The following is a 16,570-nucleotide window of genomic DNA, read 5'->3' as shown; positions in this document are numbered from 1 at the left end:
CACCTGGCTGCCCTCTGCTTTCGGCGCCCGCTAGTCTGTTGCCACCCTTGAAGACAGGGAGGTCAGAATGCCATGGCACCCCGACCTTCCACAAATTTTATGTGATCATTTATTTTGCCCGCGAGATGACATGAACACTTCCCGGTTTGGTTTTGAGGTCATACTCGTAGATGCTTCTGACTTGCACACTTTTTACGTTTGCACCAGGGGAAACCAGCGGCTCTTTTATGTCGGCTACCTGGTATAAAAGGTTCGGATTCGCCCCCTTCGCTCGCTTCAAGCCTTTGCCAGAGAGCGGGTAGTAAGAACGTATTCTGCAGTTGCCTCCCAAGGCAGACTGGATGGTCACTTCATCTGGTTTGTTGTCCTCCCATTTGATATCCACCCCAAATCCTCCCCTAGCCCTGAGGCCACTGATGCTGCCCTTCTGCCAGGCGTCAGGTAAAGCCGGTAAGAGGTGCACGGCGCCATCGTGGCTTTGCAGGAGCATCTCGGCAATACCCGCCGCACAGCCAAAATTACCGTCTATCTGAAAAGGGGGATGCGCATCAAAGAGATTCGGGTACGTACCGCCCCCTTCTCCAGAGGCTTCACGACCGGCAGGTGTCAGCTGGTCCTTTATAAGTTTATAGGCGCGATTCCCATCCAGCAGCCGTGCCCACAGGTTCACCTTCCAGCCCATGGACCAGCCCGTGGACTCGTCACCCCGGGCAACCAGGGAGGTTTTGGCTGCCTCAAACAACGCTGGATGCCGATAGGGGGATATCTGGTTCGAGGGGTAAAGCCCGTACAAATGCGACACATGCCGGTGCCTGTCCTCCGGGTTATCCCAGTCCTGCATCCACTCCTGGAGCTGCCCCCACTTGCCAATCTGCATGGGTGGCAGCTTCTGTAGGCTCTCCTTCATTTCAGCGACCAATGCCTCATCTGTTTTGAGGATCTCAGCCGCTTCGATGGTCCTGCTAAACATGTCGAAAATCAGTTGGTTGTCCATGGTGGTGCCCGCTGTCACAGACGCACCAGGGTGGGCAGCGGGCGCGTTTTCAGGCGACACGGAAGGGGCCACGACCAACCACCCGTGCTCCGGCTCCTCCACCAGGAAATCCAGGTAAAACCTGGAAGCCTCTTTCAGGATGGGGTAAACGGAGGCAAGGTATTCCCTGTCACCGGAAAACGCGTACTTGTCGAGCAGGTGCTGGGAGAGCCATGCCCCGCCCATCGGCCACATGCCCCAGAAGGCACCGTCTACTGGCCCGTTGATGCGCCAGATGTCTGTGTTGTGGTGCAACACCCACCCCTGGGCTCCATACATGTCTCTTGCAGTTTGGCGGCCGGATTCGGAAACTTCGCGCACCATCTGTATCAGCGGCTCGTTCAGCTCTGTCAGGTTGGTTATCTCAGCGGGCCAGTAATTCATCTCCGTATTAATGTTCACGGTGTATTTGCTGTCCCAGGGCGGGGTGAGCTGGTCGTTCCAGATCCCCTGCAGGTTCGCTGGCTGCCCACCGGGCCTTGAAGAAGAAATTAAGAGATACCTGCCAAACTGAAAATAAAGGGATACCAAACCGAGGTCGTTGCCGCTTTTAAACTGCGCTACCCGCTGGTCGGTAGGCAGGCTTGCGGCACCTGTTGCGCCTAAATCGAAGCTTACCCGGTCAAAATACCGCCTGTAGTCCGTCACATGATCCTTATAAATCGCCTCGGCATTCTTCTTCAGTGCCTTTTGCAGGTATGCGTCTGCCCGCTTTCCCGCCTCTCCACTGATATCTTTGTAGTTGTTGAAATTAGACGCGATGGAGATGTAAATAGTGACTTCGTCCGCCTGCTCCACATGCAAACTGCCCTCAGTGGCTTTGACTGTCCCGCCCGTATTCTGGACGCTGGCCTTGGCCTGGAACTGCACCTTTCCTTCCACCCCCTCATGACTTCCTGTTTTTCCTGATAGCACAAGTTCGTCACGGCCCCTGGTGGAAACCCCGGCATTTGCAGGTCTGTCCATGGTAGCGGAGAAGCTTATCGCACCAGGTTTGTCCGCCGTCATACGGACGACGATGACCTGGTCCGGAAAAGAGGAAAACACCTCTGTTTTGTAGTTCACCCCGTTGACACGGTAACTGGAGGTAGCCACCGCATTCTTAATATCCAGCTCCCTACGGTAGTCTGTGTAGTTTTCATGGCCGGCGAAGGAAAGTTTCAGGTTGCCCACGGTCTCGTAGGGCATCCCGTGCGATGTCTTGCTGATGAACTTCTGGTTCGCCAGTTGCTGGGCTTCCTTGTACTTGCCTTCAAAAATCAGTCTCCGGACCTCAGGCAGGGCTTCCCTGGCCTGGGGGTTGTCATTGCGGTTGGGCTGCCCGGCCCAGACCGTGTTCTCATTCAGCTGAATCACTTCCGCAACAGGGTTACCAAACACCATGGCGCCCAGGCGTCCGTTTCCGACCGGCAGGGCCTCTACCCACTGCTGTGCCGGCTGTGTGTACCAAAGCTTCGAAGGATCATCATGTTGCGCAAATGCACCGCCCACGAACGTCAGGCTGAACAGCAAACAGAAAAGTCCTCTCATCAGCTTTCTATGTAATCCTTTCATTATTTAGGTCTTAACTTAAAAGTTCATCATCATCAATTCATGCGCATTCTAAACTTCCTTTCTTATGATACTAATGCCGGCTACCATATATTAACTCAACTCAACCATCGCTTTTATCACTCCTGTCTCTGGCTTGAGCCAGGAGTCAAAATCATGCTGTACCTGATCAAAAGTTACCCGATGCGTTATGTATGCCATGGGATCGATTAAACCCTTTTCCATAGATGAAATAACCTTGCTGAAGTCTTCCCGTGTGGCGTTGCGACTGCTCATTAAAGTAGCCTCACGCTTATGAAACTCGGGATGACTAAAGCAGATCTCTCCCTTTTGCAAGCCCACTAGTACATACCTGACGCCATGTGCCAGATACTGAAATGAACTGTGGATGGCTTGCTGGCTTCCTGTCGCATCCATCACAACGGTGGGCATGTCCCCATTTGTGATTTCAGACAATTGTTCCATCACATCACGGTCAGTGGCATTAATAATATTAGGTATCGCTAACTTCTCTTTACAAAAAGCAAGGCGTGCTTCATTTATGTCTAACGCCATGACCGTAGCTCCAGCGATGCGTGCCAGCTCCATGATCCCCATGCCAATAGGGCCGGCACCTACAACTAACACATGTTCACCGAACTGTATTCCGGCCCTCCTGACAGCATGTGCCCCAATGGCTAAAGGTTCCGCCAATGCCAAAGCGTCATAAGATAAACTTCCCCCGTGCACCAGGGAACTGGAGGGTACTGTAATATACTCTGCCATGCCGCCATCAATATGCACCCCGCACACTTGCATTTTTGTACAGCAATTGGGTTTACCGGATCGACAGGCAATACAAACACCGCAGCTGTAATAAGGAATGAATGTGACCGCCTCTCCTTTCTTAAAACCTGGTGCATCGTCAAAATCAACCAGCTCGCCGGCTAACTCATGCCCCAATATGCGCGGATACTCAAAGTATGGCTGGGTTCCCTCAAAAGCATGAAGGTCAGTCCCGCAGATGCCAATTCGTCTGATTTTAATGATTGCGCTGCCTTTAGTTAACTCCGGCTTTGCTGCTGCACTGTATTCTAATGTTCCAGGTGTGGTACATATTAATGTTTTCATATTCTCTAATATTATTAGGCTGCTTCACGCACTTACCATTGCCCGGTCCAGGTGTACATAGCCGCCGTCTACGTGTATCAGTTGGCCGGTGGTGTGGCTGGATCGCTCTGAGAGCAGGAAAGCGGTGGTGTTGGCGATTTCCTCTGGCGTGGTCATTCTCTTTTCCAGCGGAATACGGCTTGTAATTTCCTTTAGCTTCTCCTCCGGGTTTGGCAGCGTCTTTATCCATTTATCGTAGGCAGGTGTCCAGCTTTCGGCTACAATAATTGCGTTCACCCGGATGCTGTACTTTGCCAGCTCCACGGCCCACTCGCGGGTAAGGGCATTGCGTCCGCCGTTGGCCGCTGCATAAGCAGAGGTAGACCCCTGCCCGGTTTCAGCGGTTTTGGAACTAATGTTCACGATAGCGCCTCTGGACTTCTTTAGTTCGGGCAGGGCATAATGGGCAAGCAGGTAATAGTGCGTCAGGTTGTTGTGCAGCGAAGCCATAAACTTCTCGTAACTGCCGTTCTCCAGCCCTACGCCATCATTAAAGCCAGCATTGTTTACTAGCCCTTCTGTCCTGCCGAACTGCTCTATCGTCAACCTCACCGCTTTCTCGCATTCTTCTGGCTGCGAAAGTTCTGCCACTACCTGAAAGGCCTTTCCTCCTTTCGCTTCTATTTCGGCAACTGCGTTTTTATTGTCTTTTTCGTCTCTGCCTATAATCACGGGTATGGCTCCCTCCGCGGCCAGCACGCTCACAATGCCATTGCCAATACCTTTCGCGCCTCCCGATACTAGGATTACTTTGTCTTTCAGTCCTAAGTCCATGGTGATATTTTCAGTTAAGTAAGCTTATAAAACCGGCTGGCGTTGTCACCGAAAAAGGCTGCCTGTTCGGATTGGCTGAAGGAGTAAATATAACTTTCCGCTACATTCAGCGCCTCGCCATAGCTTGCCGCAACGAGGCAGACAGGCCAGTCAGAGCCGTACATGATTCTGTTTGTGCCGAATGCTTCCACTACCACATCCAGGTAAGGCCTGAAATCTTCCTGCTTCCAGTTCTGCCAATCCGCTTCTGTTACCATACCGGATACTTTGCAGTACACATTCTCATGCTCTGATATCGCCCTGATGTCCCTTGACCATGCACCTATCTCCCGGTCTTTAATATAGGGTTTGGCTAGGTGGTCTAACACGAAAGGCTGCTCAGGGAAGGTGGATGCCAACTCCTTTGCGAACCGAAGCTGGTCTGGATAAATGAGGATATCATATGTAAAACCGAACATGCCGAGCTGGCTTATACCGTTTTTAAACTCCGGCTGCAGCATCAGCGCCCTGTCTGGCTCCCCCTGCAGCACATGCCGGAAACCTTTCATTTTTTTCAGTCCAGCATAATACTCCAGGCGCTCCTGCACATTCGCTGCTCTTAAATCAACCCAGCCCACCACGCCTTTTATAAAATCATGAGCAGCGGCATGGGCAAGCAGAAAATCGTTCTCCGCCTCCGATTGGTCCGCCTGCACTGCCACACATCCGCCAAAGCCATGCTGCTGCAAAACGGGCTGCAGGTCCTTCGGGCCGAAGTCGCGGCGTATTTCGGCCATGTCTTCTGTAATCCAACTGTCCCTTACCGGGTCGAACTTCCAGAAATGCTGATGCGCGTCAATTTTTAGCATATCCTTTTACCTGCTGCTTAGAAGTTCCGAGACCGTCTATCCCCAGCTCCACCACGTCGCCGGGCTTCAGGTATATTGGCGGCTTAAAGCCCAGACCTACGCCGGCAGGTGTGCCCGTGGAAACCACATCTCCGGGGAGCAGGGTCATGAACTGGCTCAGGTACGAGACCAGCTTTGGAATCCGGAAGATGAAGTTTGCAGTGGTGCCGTCCTGCATTATTTCGCTGTTCACCTTCAGCCACAGGCGCAGGTTGTCTACATCCGCCACCTCGTCTTTGGTAGCCAGGAAAGGACCGATGGGTGCGAAGGTGTCGCACCCCTTGCCTTTGTCCCAGGTGCCACCGCGCTCCAGCTGGAACGCCCGCTCCGATACATCGTTGTGCAGGCAGTAACCAGCCACATAATCCATTGCCTCGGCTTCCTCTACATAGCTGGCCCTTTTGCACATCACGAAAGCCAGCTCCACTTCCCAGTCTGTTTTCTCTGAGTTCTTCGGGATGATGATATCGTCGTTTGGCCCCACCACCGCCGTCGTGGATTTCATGAAAATGATGGGCTCTTCGGGTAGCTTAGCTCCTGTTTCTTTCGCATGGTCGGCATAGTTCAACCCTATGCAGACAATCTTGGACGGGCGGGCAACAGGACTGCCCAAACGGCTGCCCTCAGGTATGCGATTAAGCTTTCCCTTGTTGTTTTCTACAAATTCTTGCAAGCGGGAAAGGCCGTCTGTTTGGAAGAACTGCTCATTATAGTCTTCCCCAAAGGCGGACGTGTCATAATAAGCGTCATCCAGCATAATTCCAGTTTTCTCTTTGTCCGGTTCTCCGAATCGTATCAATTTCATATTCTATTTTTTTTAGCTCTTCAAAAATGGCGGGCTCCTTTTATAAGTAAATTTTCATTTTGTTCCTCATGCTGAAAACCCACCCTTACCCCTCTAAGGAGGTGAATTGTTACTCTTGCATGGATTCCCCTCCTTGGTGGGGCAGGGGTGGGTTCTGTTTCTACAGCACTGTATGACGCTTTCTCTTGGCCTCTTCAGCTGTTGAGTTTAACAAAGCCCCCGTCTATAGAATAGTCGGTGCCGGTAATGAAGGAGGCTTCGTCGGAGCAGAGGTACAGGATTAGGTTTGCGATTTCTTCGGGTTTTGCCATTCTGCCGATGGGCTGTGTTTTAGACAGCTTCCGAAACATCTCTTCCTCCTGACCGGGATAGTTCTTTGCCAGGAAGCCATCTACAAAAGGCGTGTGCACCCGGGCCGGTGAGATGCTGTTGCAGCGGATGTTATCCTGCAGGTAATCTTTGGCCACAGACAGGGTCATAGCCTGCACCGCCCCTTTGCTCATGGAGTAGGCGAAGCGGTCGTTGAGGCCAACAAGAGCTGCAACAGATCCTAAATTCAGGATACCGCCACCTCCGTTTGCCTTCAGCAGCGGTATGGCCGCAAAAAGGCAGTTGTAAACGCCTTTCACGTTCACCTTGTACACCCTATCAAAATCCTCCTCTGAGGTGGTGTCGGCTCTACCGATATTGGAAATGCCGGCGTTGTTCACCAGTATATCCAGCTTTCCGATGCTCTGAAACACCTGCACTACTTCTTGTTGGTTGGTAACGTCGCAGGTGTGAAACGAAGCATTACCTCCTGCCGACTTTATCTCCTCTACTGTTTGTCCCGCATTCTCAGGGCTAACATCCAGCACATGCACCACAGCGCCCTGTCGGGCAAAGGTCTGCGCGACAGCCTTTCCGATGCCGCTCCCGCCACCTGTGATTAGGGCTATCTTGTTATCTAACCGAAACATAAAGTGTATTTATAACCATGATTTTTCATTCTACAAAGAGAACATCTTTCTCATCAGCACGCTGGATCCCGTGCCGGTGCTTCCACATCAATAGCTTCCATTCCTGCACTCTTGGAGCTGAAAGGTTCGTCCGTCTACATAATTGTGAACAGCTTGTTACCGAACTGATTCATATCCATGACTACTACTCCAGCGCCCAGAAAGCTCTGCCTTATTTCCGGCAAGTTGTCGTGGTGCCAACGCACATATTCAGCGATGTGCGCTGGGTTGCCTTTCAGATCCAGTGCCAGGAAATGTCTTTTCATGTGCTATTGGTTTAATGCTTGATGTGGCTTATCTCACCTGCTGGAAAGCATCGCTAGGAAGTGCTTCCGCCTCCTTTCCTGTCGTGCTTATGCTCTCACGCCTAAGCTTTCCTGAAAAGGCAGCGTATAAGGCCACCACCAAAAAGCAAATAAAAGGAACATAGAAGGCCTGGCTGATATCCTGCGTCACGTCCGAAATGTAGCCCTGCAGTGAGGTGAGCACAGCGCCTCCAAGGATCGCCATGATTATGCCAGAGCCCCCGATCTTTGTGTCATCGCCTAGTCCCCTGATGCCCATGCCGTAGATGGTCGGGAACATCAGCGACATAAACCCGGATATGGCAATTAGAGCATATACTCCCAGGAGGCCGCTACCGTAAATCACGATGAGTGTGCAGACAGCAGCAGCTATGGCACTCAGCAGCAGCAGGCTTCCCGGGCTCACGTACCGCATCAGTGCCGTGAAGATGAACCGGGAGACCATAAACAGCACAAGGGCAGCCATATAATAACTGGAGGCGCCGTCCTCATTTAGCCCTATCTCCTGCATGACATAACGGATGGTGTAAGACCACACGCAGATCTGGGCGCCCACGTAAAAGAACTGCGCTGCTACGGCCCACACGTAATGCGGCCTTCTCACAAGCCTCTTAAAGGTGGGGAGCAGGTCCAGCTTTCCACCTGCATCGGAGGCCTTTGGCATCTTGGTGAACTTCACGGCCAGCCATATCACCCCCAGGAAAACGGCCACGCCCACATAGGGTCCCATCACAGCAGTCAGTTCCTCAGACTGTATAGCCTTTAGCTGCTCCCGGTTCATAGTGGCGCGCTCCGCTGCACCAGAGAGGTTGAGTTGGGAGAGGATGAAAACCTTGCTTAGCAGTACCCCTGTAATGGAGCCAATGGGATTGAAGGACTGAGCCAGGTTCAGCCGCCGGGTGCCTGTATCCTCCGGTCCCATGGCCACAATATAGGGGTTGGCCGTGGTTTCGAGAATGGACAGCCCCCCGGCCAACACATACAAGGCAATCAGGAAATGCCCATAGGCCATGGTGACGCTGGCCGGGTAGAAGAGCAGCGAGCCCAAGATAAAGAGCCCCAGCCCTACCAGGATGCCGGTCTTGTAGGTATATTTCTTGATGAGAATGGCCGCCGGAAGGGCCAGACAGAAGTAGGCCCCGTAGAAGGCCATCTGTATCCAGGAGGTCTGGAAGTCGGACATGCTCATGATCCGCTTGAAGGCCGAAAGCAGCGTGTCGGTCATGTTATTGGCCAGCCCCCACAGGAAGAAAAGGCTCGTGATCAATATAAACGGCCAAACGTTACCTGTTCTGAGCAGCGAAATTCTATTAGTGACTGCAGCCATTTTTTATGGATATTTTAAGATACACACTGTATTTCAAATTACTGACATTCCCCTGAACTATAAGTTGAGAAAATGCCTGAAGCCAACTGTTGTCCTTGGGCGACTGCTTAAATTAGTCAAGAAATAATACATTCATATAAACTACTACCAAAAACTGTGGTTGCAGTAAGTGTTTAATCAGTTGCTACTTCTCAAAGTAATGCTTATTTTAGAAAACTTGCTAATCGTTAATTAACCTATCATTATGGTATTTTAACATATATTCTCTCTCAGCACAGATTAAGCTAGCATATACCACATGAAACCTCAGTTCCTAAAAGTTGCAACAGGGCCAGCCAATTCTTTCAGTGTTCGCCAGAACATAATCCCTTACATGAATAACAGGTGGCACTTTCACCCAGAAGTGGAGCTTATACATTTCCATAAAGGAAGCGGGTTACAGTTTGTTGGAGACAGCATCATGCGATTCCAGCCGGATGATATAGTTTTGGTTGGTGCTAACCTGCCGCATTACTGGCGGCTGGATGAGGAATTTCTTTGCGATACGAACGAAGAGGTTGCTTTTTCCACCTCCATCCATTTTCTGGAGAACTTCTGGGGAGACAGGTTTCTACACCTGCCCGAAAACAAACAGCTCAAAGTGTTACTTGAAAGGGCAAGAAGAGGAGTGATGATACGGGGTGAGGCTAGTCACAAAGTGGGTAAACTTATAGAAAAGTCATACCACTCATCAAATGTAAACCGGATAATCACCTTGTTAGAGTGCCTTTTGGCCATTTCAGAGGAAGAACAGATGACGATACTTTCCTCCATAGGTTTTCAGGCTGATCTCTCTAATGCGCAGAGTGAGCGGATTAACGCCATATATGAGCACAGCCTTACTCACTTTAAAAGGAAGATCTCCCTTGAGGAGATCGCTGATATTGCAGGCATGACTCCTAATTCGTTTTGCCGCTACTTCAAGACGATAACCGGCAAAACTTACTTCCAGTTTCTGACCGAAGTACGTATAGGTTTTGCCTGCAAATTAATTATTGACAACAAGATGAGCATTAAGCAGCTGTGCTTTGAAAGCGGGTTCAACAACTTAAGCTGTTTTCATAAGAATTTTAAAGAGATTATGGGGATAACCCCACAGTTGTATCAGTTTGAATACCTGAAAGTCGAAGTCTAATAAGTGGGCCCATAACTCCATCGCCTTGTTCCCCGCTTTTTAAAATACTTTTTGAGCTTATAACGGAAGAAGAGCAGGGAAAAGAATCAGCAGGCAACAACTTATCTTAAAACCGCATTTAACCCGTAAAACTTATACGCCCATACGTGCACTCTCCAAAATCACTACTTTTACTTCATCCCATTATCAACTAAACACCGCATAATAAAGCCGTTCCATACTATGCCTATAACTTCAACCCACCTCTAACCCCTCCGAGGAGGGAAATTCCCTGTAAGTGTATTAAAATATTCTGCGCACCAACCAACTGCTATTGGTATAAGGTCTGCCTGACATAAACTCCGGAGCCTCTCTTGGCTTGGCGTAGGCAGGAGAGGCTCCAGAGTTGGCTATTCTTGCCAAAAGAAAAGTAGTTTTCGCTGGGCTGCCTGAGAAGATATAAAAAAAATGATACACAAGGCGATTTTTGGGCCCCTCATGTAGCATTGCCCAACGGAAACAGGGGTTTACCAACCCGGTGTTTGTGTCAGTTTCTCGTTTCTTCTGAGTTCAGCTGTTTCTATCGGAAGAAGGTTCATTTTCTCCTGATAAGGATTTTTTATCGACAATTGCACGGGGGTATAGGTTGTGAAGCCTGTGGTTAGGTTTTTAACGATATCCATCCCACGTATTGGTCTGTTTTCGATAACACCTGCTATCTTCCACCTCCTGATATCAAAGTACCTATGTGATTCAAAAGCCAGTTCAATTCTCCTTTCGTTATAAAGCCGCTGCCTTAGGGCCTCTCCCGTTATTGTACTAGGTATAGGCGGTAACCCTGCCCTTGCCCTTACTTTTGATATATATTCCCTGGTGGTTGCCCCCTCACCCAACTCAAACTTTGCTTCTGCATAATTTAAGTATATCTCTGCCAGGCGGAAGTGCGGCCATGGAATAGTGTATATTTCCTGCCAGTTAAGGGCACCGTCATTTGGCATAAATTTTCTCAAAATATAACCCCCGCGTGGATTATCACTGCTTTGCTTCCAGGAGTCAAACCCCCATTGGTCTACATTCGCCGCTACCCACATTTCATGCAGATCACCTCGAAACAAAGAGGAATCGTGAATGATGGTTGCTTCAAATCGAGGGTCTCTGTTCTTATAGGGATGGTTGGGATTATACCCTGAAGCGGAGTTTATGGATTGCACATCACCGGACCAGGTAAATGCAGGCTCGCCATTTATCATATCATAATCATCCACCAGGTTTTGAGAAGGCCCATTGCTTGCCCACCATCCACCGTATCCACCGTAGCGCCTGCCAATGTTATGCATGGGTGCCTGATGACCGCTCGTGACAGTAAAGTTCCTGGTAAAAATAAACTCATTTTGCGGAGCGCCGCTGGGCCTGTTAAATAGTTCACCGTATTCAGGATAAAGCGTATATCCTCTATCATTATCATTGATGAACACAGCTGCTGCATCGGCAGCTTTTTGCCATTTTTGCTTATCGTTCGAAGGGTTAAATAAAGGAGAGGCTGCATACAGCAGAACCCTGGAACGCAGGGCATGGCTCGCGTCTTGTGTAGCCCTGCCATAGTTTGCGTTACCTGACGCATATCGTTCCGGCAGACCAGGTGTCGCTTCATCCAGGTCTTGTTCTATAAAAGCAACGACTTCATCAAATGAATTTCTGGTAAAAGAAACAGCGCCTGCGTCTTCTAAATTATAAGATTGTGAAACAATGGGTACGCCTCCGTATCTTTCTATTAGATTGAAATAGACAAACGCCCTCAGGAACTTGGCCTCGGCTATGAGTTGCTCCTTGTTTTCGAATTGCAGCGCATCTGCAGCAGACATCTTCTCCAGAAAAACATTTATCTTTCTAACGTACTGGTATCCTCGGCTCCAGTAAGCCATGTATCCTCCCCAAAAGTCTCCGCCACTGGCACCCCCAATATTGTCCGGCGTATAATTATTGAGCCTGAAAAGATCGGCCCCACAGCACGGTGCACTATTGTATGCTTCATCTGTGTACTTAGAGTACATGTGAATATAAAACCCATGTGGGATGGCATTGTATAACTCATTGTGATAAGCCCTGATGAGGTTTTCGTCAGACCAAACTGCATTTTCTGCAACACGATCCAGAGGTGCGATGTCTAGAATGTTTTTCTCACATGAAAAGAGAAAGCCAGACAGTAGTATGAATATTCCTATTATCTTTTTCATATGTAAAGTATTAAAATTTAACACTGGCTCCGAAGTTGATTAAACGCTGTGGAGGGTAGGTAAGAAAGCCGCCACTGAACTCAGGATCTGCCCAAGTAATTTCTTTAGACCAAGTTGCCAGGTTGAATGCACTGGCGAACACGCGAAAACTCTTAAGGAAATTGGTCTTTGCTAAGATCGACTCCGGAAAAGTATACCCTAACTCAACCGTTTTCAATCTCACAAAGGTCGCATCAAACAGGAAGAAAGTGGTGTTGCCGGGCTGCCATGCATCTGCCCTTGGCTTAGTGCCATTAGGGTTATCTGCTGTCCAGCGATCAGTCGCTCTCCACACGGAAGCGTTTGCAAAGTCAGTACCTCCGAGGGCCGCAGCAGTACCATCATAATTATACGCCCCGGTTTGTCCCTGAAAAAAGATATTTAAATCAAAGTTTTTATACTGGAAATCTGTGTTCAGGCCAAATACATACCTCGGAACGGCAGTGTAAGGTACCCGATACCGGTCCTTATCATCAATTACCCCATCCCCATTCAGGTCCACAACTTTTATATCCCCTACCTGTGTATTATCATGATGCGGATAATTGTCTAGTTCTTCCTGCGTATTAAATATGCCATCTGCTTTGTAATATAATTGCGAACCTACAGGGTTTCCTGTATAGCGCTGGTAAGACTCTGCAGGCGGCACTTCATCCAATTCAACAACCTCGCTCCTCTGGTAAGCACCATTGCCGCTCAGGTTATAGGTAAAATCGCCAATAGTGTTCCCATGTGATAGAATAAGCTCAAAACCATGGGAGTTAACTTCTCCGAAGTTTTCCGATGGCAGACCGGAGAAACCAAATATGTTGCTTACTGATAAGTTGCGTGTAACCAGAATGTTGTTCCTATTCTGCCTCCAGTAGGTGAAGTCGACGCCAATCTTTCCATTCCAAAGTTGCGCCTCCAGGCCAACATCCGTTTTCCTGGCCCGCTCCCAGGTAATATAAGGATTCGGCATCACGCCAGGATAAATGCCCGGAGCGTCATTGGTCCCGAAAACATAGTTGTTGCCAAATAAAAACGATTGCAGGTATTGAAACGCACCTACGCGATCATTACCGAGCTCACCATAAGAAGCCCTGAGTTTCAGTTGGTTTACAAAAGGAACCGAATTTCGGAAGAAATCTTCTTCAGACAAGCGCCATCCTGCCGAAACGCCTGGGAAAAAACCATAGCGTTTGTCTTCAGGAAATATTTGCGAGCCGTCATACCGAAACAAAAACTCAAAAAGGTACTTTGATTTGAAATCATAGTTCAAGCGGCCTAAATAATTATCATAAGCACTCTCTGAAGCTGACCCACTATTGTCCTTGTCCTCCGCAGCCGTACTTCCCACATTGATCTGATCAATGGCGGTACTCAGATAATTCCTTCTGAAAGCGCTGACAAACGAGGACGTATTTTGCTGTTGCTCCCGCCCCACCATTGCTCCTACATGGTGATGCTCCAGGAAGGTCTTATCATACGAAACCCTGAAGTTGTAAAGCATGGTGGTCCACTTACGTGAAATATTATTCAAAGAAGCAGCCGCCTGCCCGGTCCCCTGCTTTTGGTCATACTCGCCTGTCACTGTGTTGTACTCGTGGAAGAAATAAGGGAGGCTCCACACTTTTTCAGTCTGGTTGCTCAAATCATAGTTAAAGGAAGCATCCAGCTTAAGCCCCTGAACAAAAGGAACCTGATAACTTGCTGTAAAAGTGGAATAGATGGGGTTATCATCAATTTCATTATAACCCCGCTGGTCAATGAGGAGAGGGTTTTCACCCAGCCTGCCAGGACCAATTAATCCGTTAGGATAACGGGAAACAATGGTTGGATTAGCCTGTAAAATGTTGACGAAATTATCGCCCTGGATCGTGGAGGAGTATGTCCGCCTGTTCAGGATGGCATAAATATTGGCCCCAACAGTAAGGTTCTTAGTCAGGTCGATATCCACTTTCGTTCGGATATTGTATTGCCTGTAAAAAGTTGGGTCATTTCTAAAATTGCCATCCTGTTCCAAAGCACCAAAAGAAAGCAGGTAACGGACATTTTCGCTTCCTCCATTGACCTGAAGGTTTAGGTTCTGCTGATACGAGGAAGGTTTCAGCACCTCATCCACCCAGTCTGTGTTGGGGTACAATACAGGGTCAGAACCATCCCTATACCTTTGGATAGCATCAGGCAGAAACGCAGGAGTATAGTTGGGATCACGGTTTGAGCGGTAGAACACTCCTTCATTATAAACTTCTGCAAATGTTGCTGCATCCAGCACGTCGGGAATTTTAGTAGGGCTGGCAAGTGCGTATCTATAGGTTAAAGTAAAATCCGCTTTTCCTTTGGAGCCACTTTTAGTGGTGACCAAGATTACACCGTTAGCGGCACGAGCACCATAAATAGCCGCAGATGCATCCTTCAATACAGATATACTTTCAATGTCCTCTGGATTCAATCTGCCTAGTTGGCTTCTCTGCACCCCATCAATAATCACGAGTGGTGAATTGTCATTTAGGGTACCTAAGCCTCTAATTAAAATAGCAGGGTCGTCTCTGCCTGGCTGGCCGTTTCTCTGGCTAGCAGTCAATCCTGGCAACCGGCCTTGTAAAGAAGCCGTTACATTCGCAGAAGGGCTTTTGGCGATTGCATCACCCTCCACCTGCGAAACCGACCCAGTCAAGGTTTCTTTTTTCTGCGTACCGTAACCCACTACCACGACTTCCTGTAAAGCCTTAGTGTCTACGTTCAGCGACACATTTACGGTAGACCTGTTTTTAATCAGCACCTCCTGTGTCTGATAACCGATAAAGGAGATAACTAAGGTTGCATTACCATCAGGGGCAGCTAAGGAATAGCTACCATCTGCACTTGTGGCCGTACCAATCGTGGTCCCCTTGATCAATACCGTTACTCCTGGTAACCCTTCGCCATTCTCATCGGTAATTTTACCGGAAACAGTAGCCGTCTGTAAAGCGATGTTTTTCGCAAATCCAGCTTTTTTGTCTAGCGCCAGCAGATTGGTTTCGTCAACAGCTCTTATGAGGGGAATGGGAACAGTAGTTTTTGTCGTACCAACATCTGCATAATTCTGGGCATGAACTGGATAGTATGTGGCACATGTCCCCAATAGCAGCAAAGATAGCCTTACCCTGCTTTTCTTAATACAGGATAGAACTTCTAAAGTTCTTGTCTTGTGGTGTAGTTCTTTTTCCATATATCTATAATAAAAGATGTTCATACAAAACAGAGTGCCGGCAACCTGCCGATGAAGGCAGATCCTAAAGCTGCGGGCACTGAAGTGATATGGCTTCACCAGCAAAAGCAAGCTTTTGGCATACCTCTTATGCATGGTTTTCAGTTACACAACAAGCCGAAACCCATTACAGCCTGTCTCACCTATTAGAAATCAAAAGCAATAGCTTTTCCTCTGGAGTGACCCCTCACTCATATGGTATTCAAAGGAATAAATTTAAATGCCTATTTCGATGCTATATACTATCCAACCATTAAGACATATTATCATAGGCAAGCGAAATTATGCTTCTGTACAGAATATTTATGGGAGTAGAAGATAGGTGGAGATGCAACTTTTCTGGGTGGAAGACCGCGCTCAGGATGCTTTTGAGACCAACAGCACATGTTTTTTTGATCGCATCCGTTACAGTTTAAGGTATAAAGAAGGGGACAGATTATGAACTCTCACGTAGTAGGTGCTGATACAGCAGCCGTTTGCATGATGTGACCGTGAGCCAGGGGAGCAGACCAGGTGCGGGAGACAGGCGTCTGTGAGCTGCCCTGCTGGAACGCACCCATCACAGCAGCAAGTGTTAATTATAGGGGCTTACCCACTCCGTTTTCTGTTAACAGCTAATGCAGATGAAGAGAACCTCATGCTAGAGGAAGAGACAGACAAGCTAAAGCTGATATACTCCTTGTTTCATACCCACAAAATGGCAGAGTTATTGGAAGTGCAGGGGTACGGAGCAGACAGAAAGCGCAATGAACGCCTCTCCAGTAGCTGGACATAGCCTCCAGGATAGCGGATTTCAGCAGGCTCAGGGTCTTTTTCGCAGACCAGGGATATGGCGGGCAGCGGATGAGGGACTGGGTGAGCAATACCTTCCGGCACCTGGGCTGGAAGGTGCAGATTTTCAACAAGATTCACAAAAAGGCCTTCGTGGCTTTGCCCAAGCGGTGGATCAGAGAGAGAACCTTTGGCTGGTTCAACCTCTACCGAAGGCTTTCCAAAGACTATGAATGCTGCACCAAGTCTGCCGAGACCATGATACAGATTACCATGATAGACATCATACCTAAAAATTTATTTTAATGAAAT

At 48.7% G+C, this 16,570-nt stretch carries 13 protein-coding genes; 3 read left to right on the top strand and 10 right to left on the bottom strand.

Going from position 1 to position 16,570, the window contains the following annotated elements:
• Window positions 1–109 precede the first annotated feature (109 nt).
• From ACXYMU_RS04330 to fucP, 8 genes are all read right to left on the bottom strand, one after another.
• On the bottom strand, window positions 110–2,587 hold the full coding sequence (locus tag ACXYMU_RS04330; RefSeq protein ID WP_458985123.1) for a glycoside hydrolase family 95 protein: 2,478 nt from the start codon (window positions 2,585–2,587) through the stop codon (window positions 110–112).
• A gap of 90 nt (window positions 2,588–2,677) precedes the next feature.
• On the bottom strand, window positions 2,678–3,694 hold the full coding sequence (locus ACXYMU_RS04325; protein WP_458985122.1) for a zinc-binding alcohol dehydrogenase family protein: 1,017 nt from the start codon (window positions 3,692–3,694) through the stop codon (window positions 2,678–2,680).
• Window positions 3,695–3,718: 24 nt separating this feature from the next.
• The gene (locus ACXYMU_RS04320; protein WP_458985121.1) at window positions 3,719–4,507 is read right to left on the bottom strand and encodes an L-fucose dehydrogenase; all 789 of its coding nucleotides are present in this window, start codon (window positions 4,505–4,507) and stop codon (window positions 3,719–3,721) included.
• A gap of 14 nt (window positions 4,508–4,521) precedes the next feature.
• Complete coding sequence (locus ACXYMU_RS04315) at window positions 4,522–5,355, bottom strand: amidohydrolase family protein (protein WP_458985120.1); 834 nt, start codon at window positions 5,353–5,355, stop codon at window positions 4,522–4,524.
• Complete coding sequence (locus tag ACXYMU_RS04310) at window positions 5,342–6,199, bottom strand: fumarylacetoacetate hydrolase family protein (protein ID WP_458985119.1); 858 nt, start codon at window positions 6,197–6,199, stop codon at window positions 5,342–5,344. The genes ACXYMU_RS04315 and ACXYMU_RS04310 overlap by 14 nt, the downstream gene beginning before the upstream one ends.
• A gap of 194 nt (window positions 6,200–6,393) precedes the next feature.
• Window positions 6,394–7,158, bottom strand: a complete 765-nt coding sequence (locus ACXYMU_RS04305; RefSeq protein ID WP_458985118.1) for an SDR family NAD(P)-dependent oxidoreductase — start codon at window positions 7,156–7,158, stop codon at window positions 6,394–6,396.
• 134 nt (window positions 7,159–7,292) lie between these two features.
• Entirely contained in the window at window positions 7,293–7,463 is a 171-nt protein-coding gene (locus ACXYMU_RS04300; protein WP_458985117.1) for an L-rhamnose mutarotase, read from the bottom strand.
• 28 nt (window positions 7,464–7,491) lie between these two features.
• The gene (gene fucP / locus ACXYMU_RS04295; RefSeq protein WP_458985116.1) at window positions 7,492–8,829 is read right to left on the bottom strand and encodes an L-fucose:H+ symporter permease; all 1,338 of its coding nucleotides are present in this window, start codon (window positions 8,827–8,829) and stop codon (window positions 7,492–7,494) included.
• Between the two features lie 298 nt (window positions 8,830–9,127).
• Here fucP and ACXYMU_RS04290 point away from each other — a divergent pair, with 298 nt between their 5' ends.
• On the top strand, window positions 9,128–10,003 hold the full coding sequence (locus ACXYMU_RS04290; protein WP_458985115.1) for an AraC family transcriptional regulator: 876 nt from the start codon (window positions 9,128–9,130) through the stop codon (window positions 10,001–10,003).
• Between the two features lie 506 nt (window positions 10,004–10,509).
• On the opposite strand, the gene ACXYMU_RS04285 is transcribed toward ACXYMU_RS04290, so the two are convergent.
• Together ACXYMU_RS04285 and ACXYMU_RS04280 are read right to left on the bottom strand one after the other, a co-directional pair.
• Complete coding sequence (locus ACXYMU_RS04285) at window positions 10,510–12,216, bottom strand: RagB/SusD family nutrient uptake outer membrane protein (RefSeq protein WP_458985114.1); 1,707 nt, start codon at window positions 12,214–12,216, stop codon at window positions 10,510–10,512.
• 10 nt (window positions 12,217–12,226) lie between these two features.
• Window positions 12,227–15,448 carry a SusC/RagA family TonB-linked outer membrane protein gene (locus ACXYMU_RS04280; protein ID WP_458985113.1) on the bottom strand — a complete coding sequence of 1,074 codons (3,222 nt, stop codon included), beginning with the start codon at window positions 15,446–15,448 and terminating at the stop codon, window positions 12,227–12,229.
• A gap of 676 nt (window positions 15,449–16,124) precedes the next feature.
• On the opposite strand from ACXYMU_RS04280, the gene ACXYMU_RS04275 reads away from it, so the two are divergent.
• Window positions 16,125–16,262, top strand: a complete 138-nt coding sequence (locus tag ACXYMU_RS04275; RefSeq protein WP_458985112.1) for a hypothetical protein — start codon at window positions 16,125–16,127, stop codon at window positions 16,260–16,262.
• The gene (locus tag ACXYMU_RS04270; RefSeq protein ID WP_458985229.1) at window positions 16,253–16,564 is read left to right on the top strand and encodes a transposase; all 312 of its coding nucleotides are present in this window, start codon (window positions 16,253–16,255) and stop codon (window positions 16,562–16,564) included. Before ACXYMU_RS04275 ends, ACXYMU_RS04270 begins: the two co-directional genes overlap by 10 nt.
• The last annotated feature ends 6 nt before the right edge of the window (window positions 16,565–16,570 follow it).

Source organism: Pontibacter sp. CAU 1760, from assembly GCF_054482735.1.
Note: the sequence above shows the minus strand (reverse complement) of the source record. Positions and strands in the feature narration are given on the sequence as shown.

What these genes read in the sequence shown, in the direction of transcription:
- ACXYMU_RS04330 (WP_458985123.1), bottom strand. Translation starts at nt 2,587, where the DNA reads ATGAAAGGATTACATAGAAAGCTGATGAGAGGACTTTTCTGTTTGCTG.
- ACXYMU_RS04325 (WP_458985122.1), bottom strand. Translation starts at nt 3,694, where the DNA reads ATGAAAACATTAATATGTACCACACCTGGAACATTAGAATACAGTGCA.
- ACXYMU_RS04320 (WP_458985121.1), bottom strand. Translation starts at nt 4,507, where the DNA reads ATGGACTTAGGACTGAAAGACAAAGTAATCCTAGTATCGGGAGGCGCG.
- ACXYMU_RS04315 (WP_458985120.1), bottom strand. Translation starts at nt 5,355, where the DNA reads ATGCTAAAAATTGACGCGCATCAGCATTTCTGGAAGTTCGACCCGGTA.
- ACXYMU_RS04310 (WP_458985119.1), bottom strand. Translation starts at nt 6,199, where the DNA reads ATGAAATTGATACGATTCGGAGAACCGGACAAAGAGAAAACTGGAATT.
- ACXYMU_RS04305 (WP_458985118.1), bottom strand. Translation starts at nt 7,158, where the DNA reads ATGTTTCGGTTAGATAACAAGATAGCCCTAATCACAGGTGGCGGGAGC.
- ACXYMU_RS04300 (WP_458985117.1), bottom strand. Translation starts at nt 7,463, where the DNA reads ATGAAAAGACATTTCCTGGCACTGGATCTGAAAGGCAACCCAGCGCAC.
- fucP (WP_458985116.1), bottom strand. Translation starts at nt 8,829, where the DNA reads ATGGCTGCAGTCACTAATAGAATTTCGCTGCTCAGAACAGGTAACGTT.
- ACXYMU_RS04290 (WP_458985115.1), top strand. Translation starts at nt 9,128, where the DNA reads ATGAAACCTCAGTTCCTAAAAGTTGCAACAGGGCCAGCCAATTCTTTC.
- ACXYMU_RS04285 (WP_458985114.1), bottom strand. Translation starts at nt 12,216, where the DNA reads ATGAAAAAGATAATAGGAATATTCATACTACTGTCTGGCTTTCTCTTT.
- ACXYMU_RS04280 (WP_458985113.1), bottom strand. Translation starts at nt 15,448, where the DNA reads ATGGAAAAAGAACTACACCACAAGACAAGAACTTTAGAAGTTCTATCC.
- ACXYMU_RS04275 (WP_458985112.1), top strand. Translation starts at nt 16,125, where the DNA reads ATGCTAGAGGAAGAGACAGACAAGCTAAAGCTGATATACTCCTTGTTT.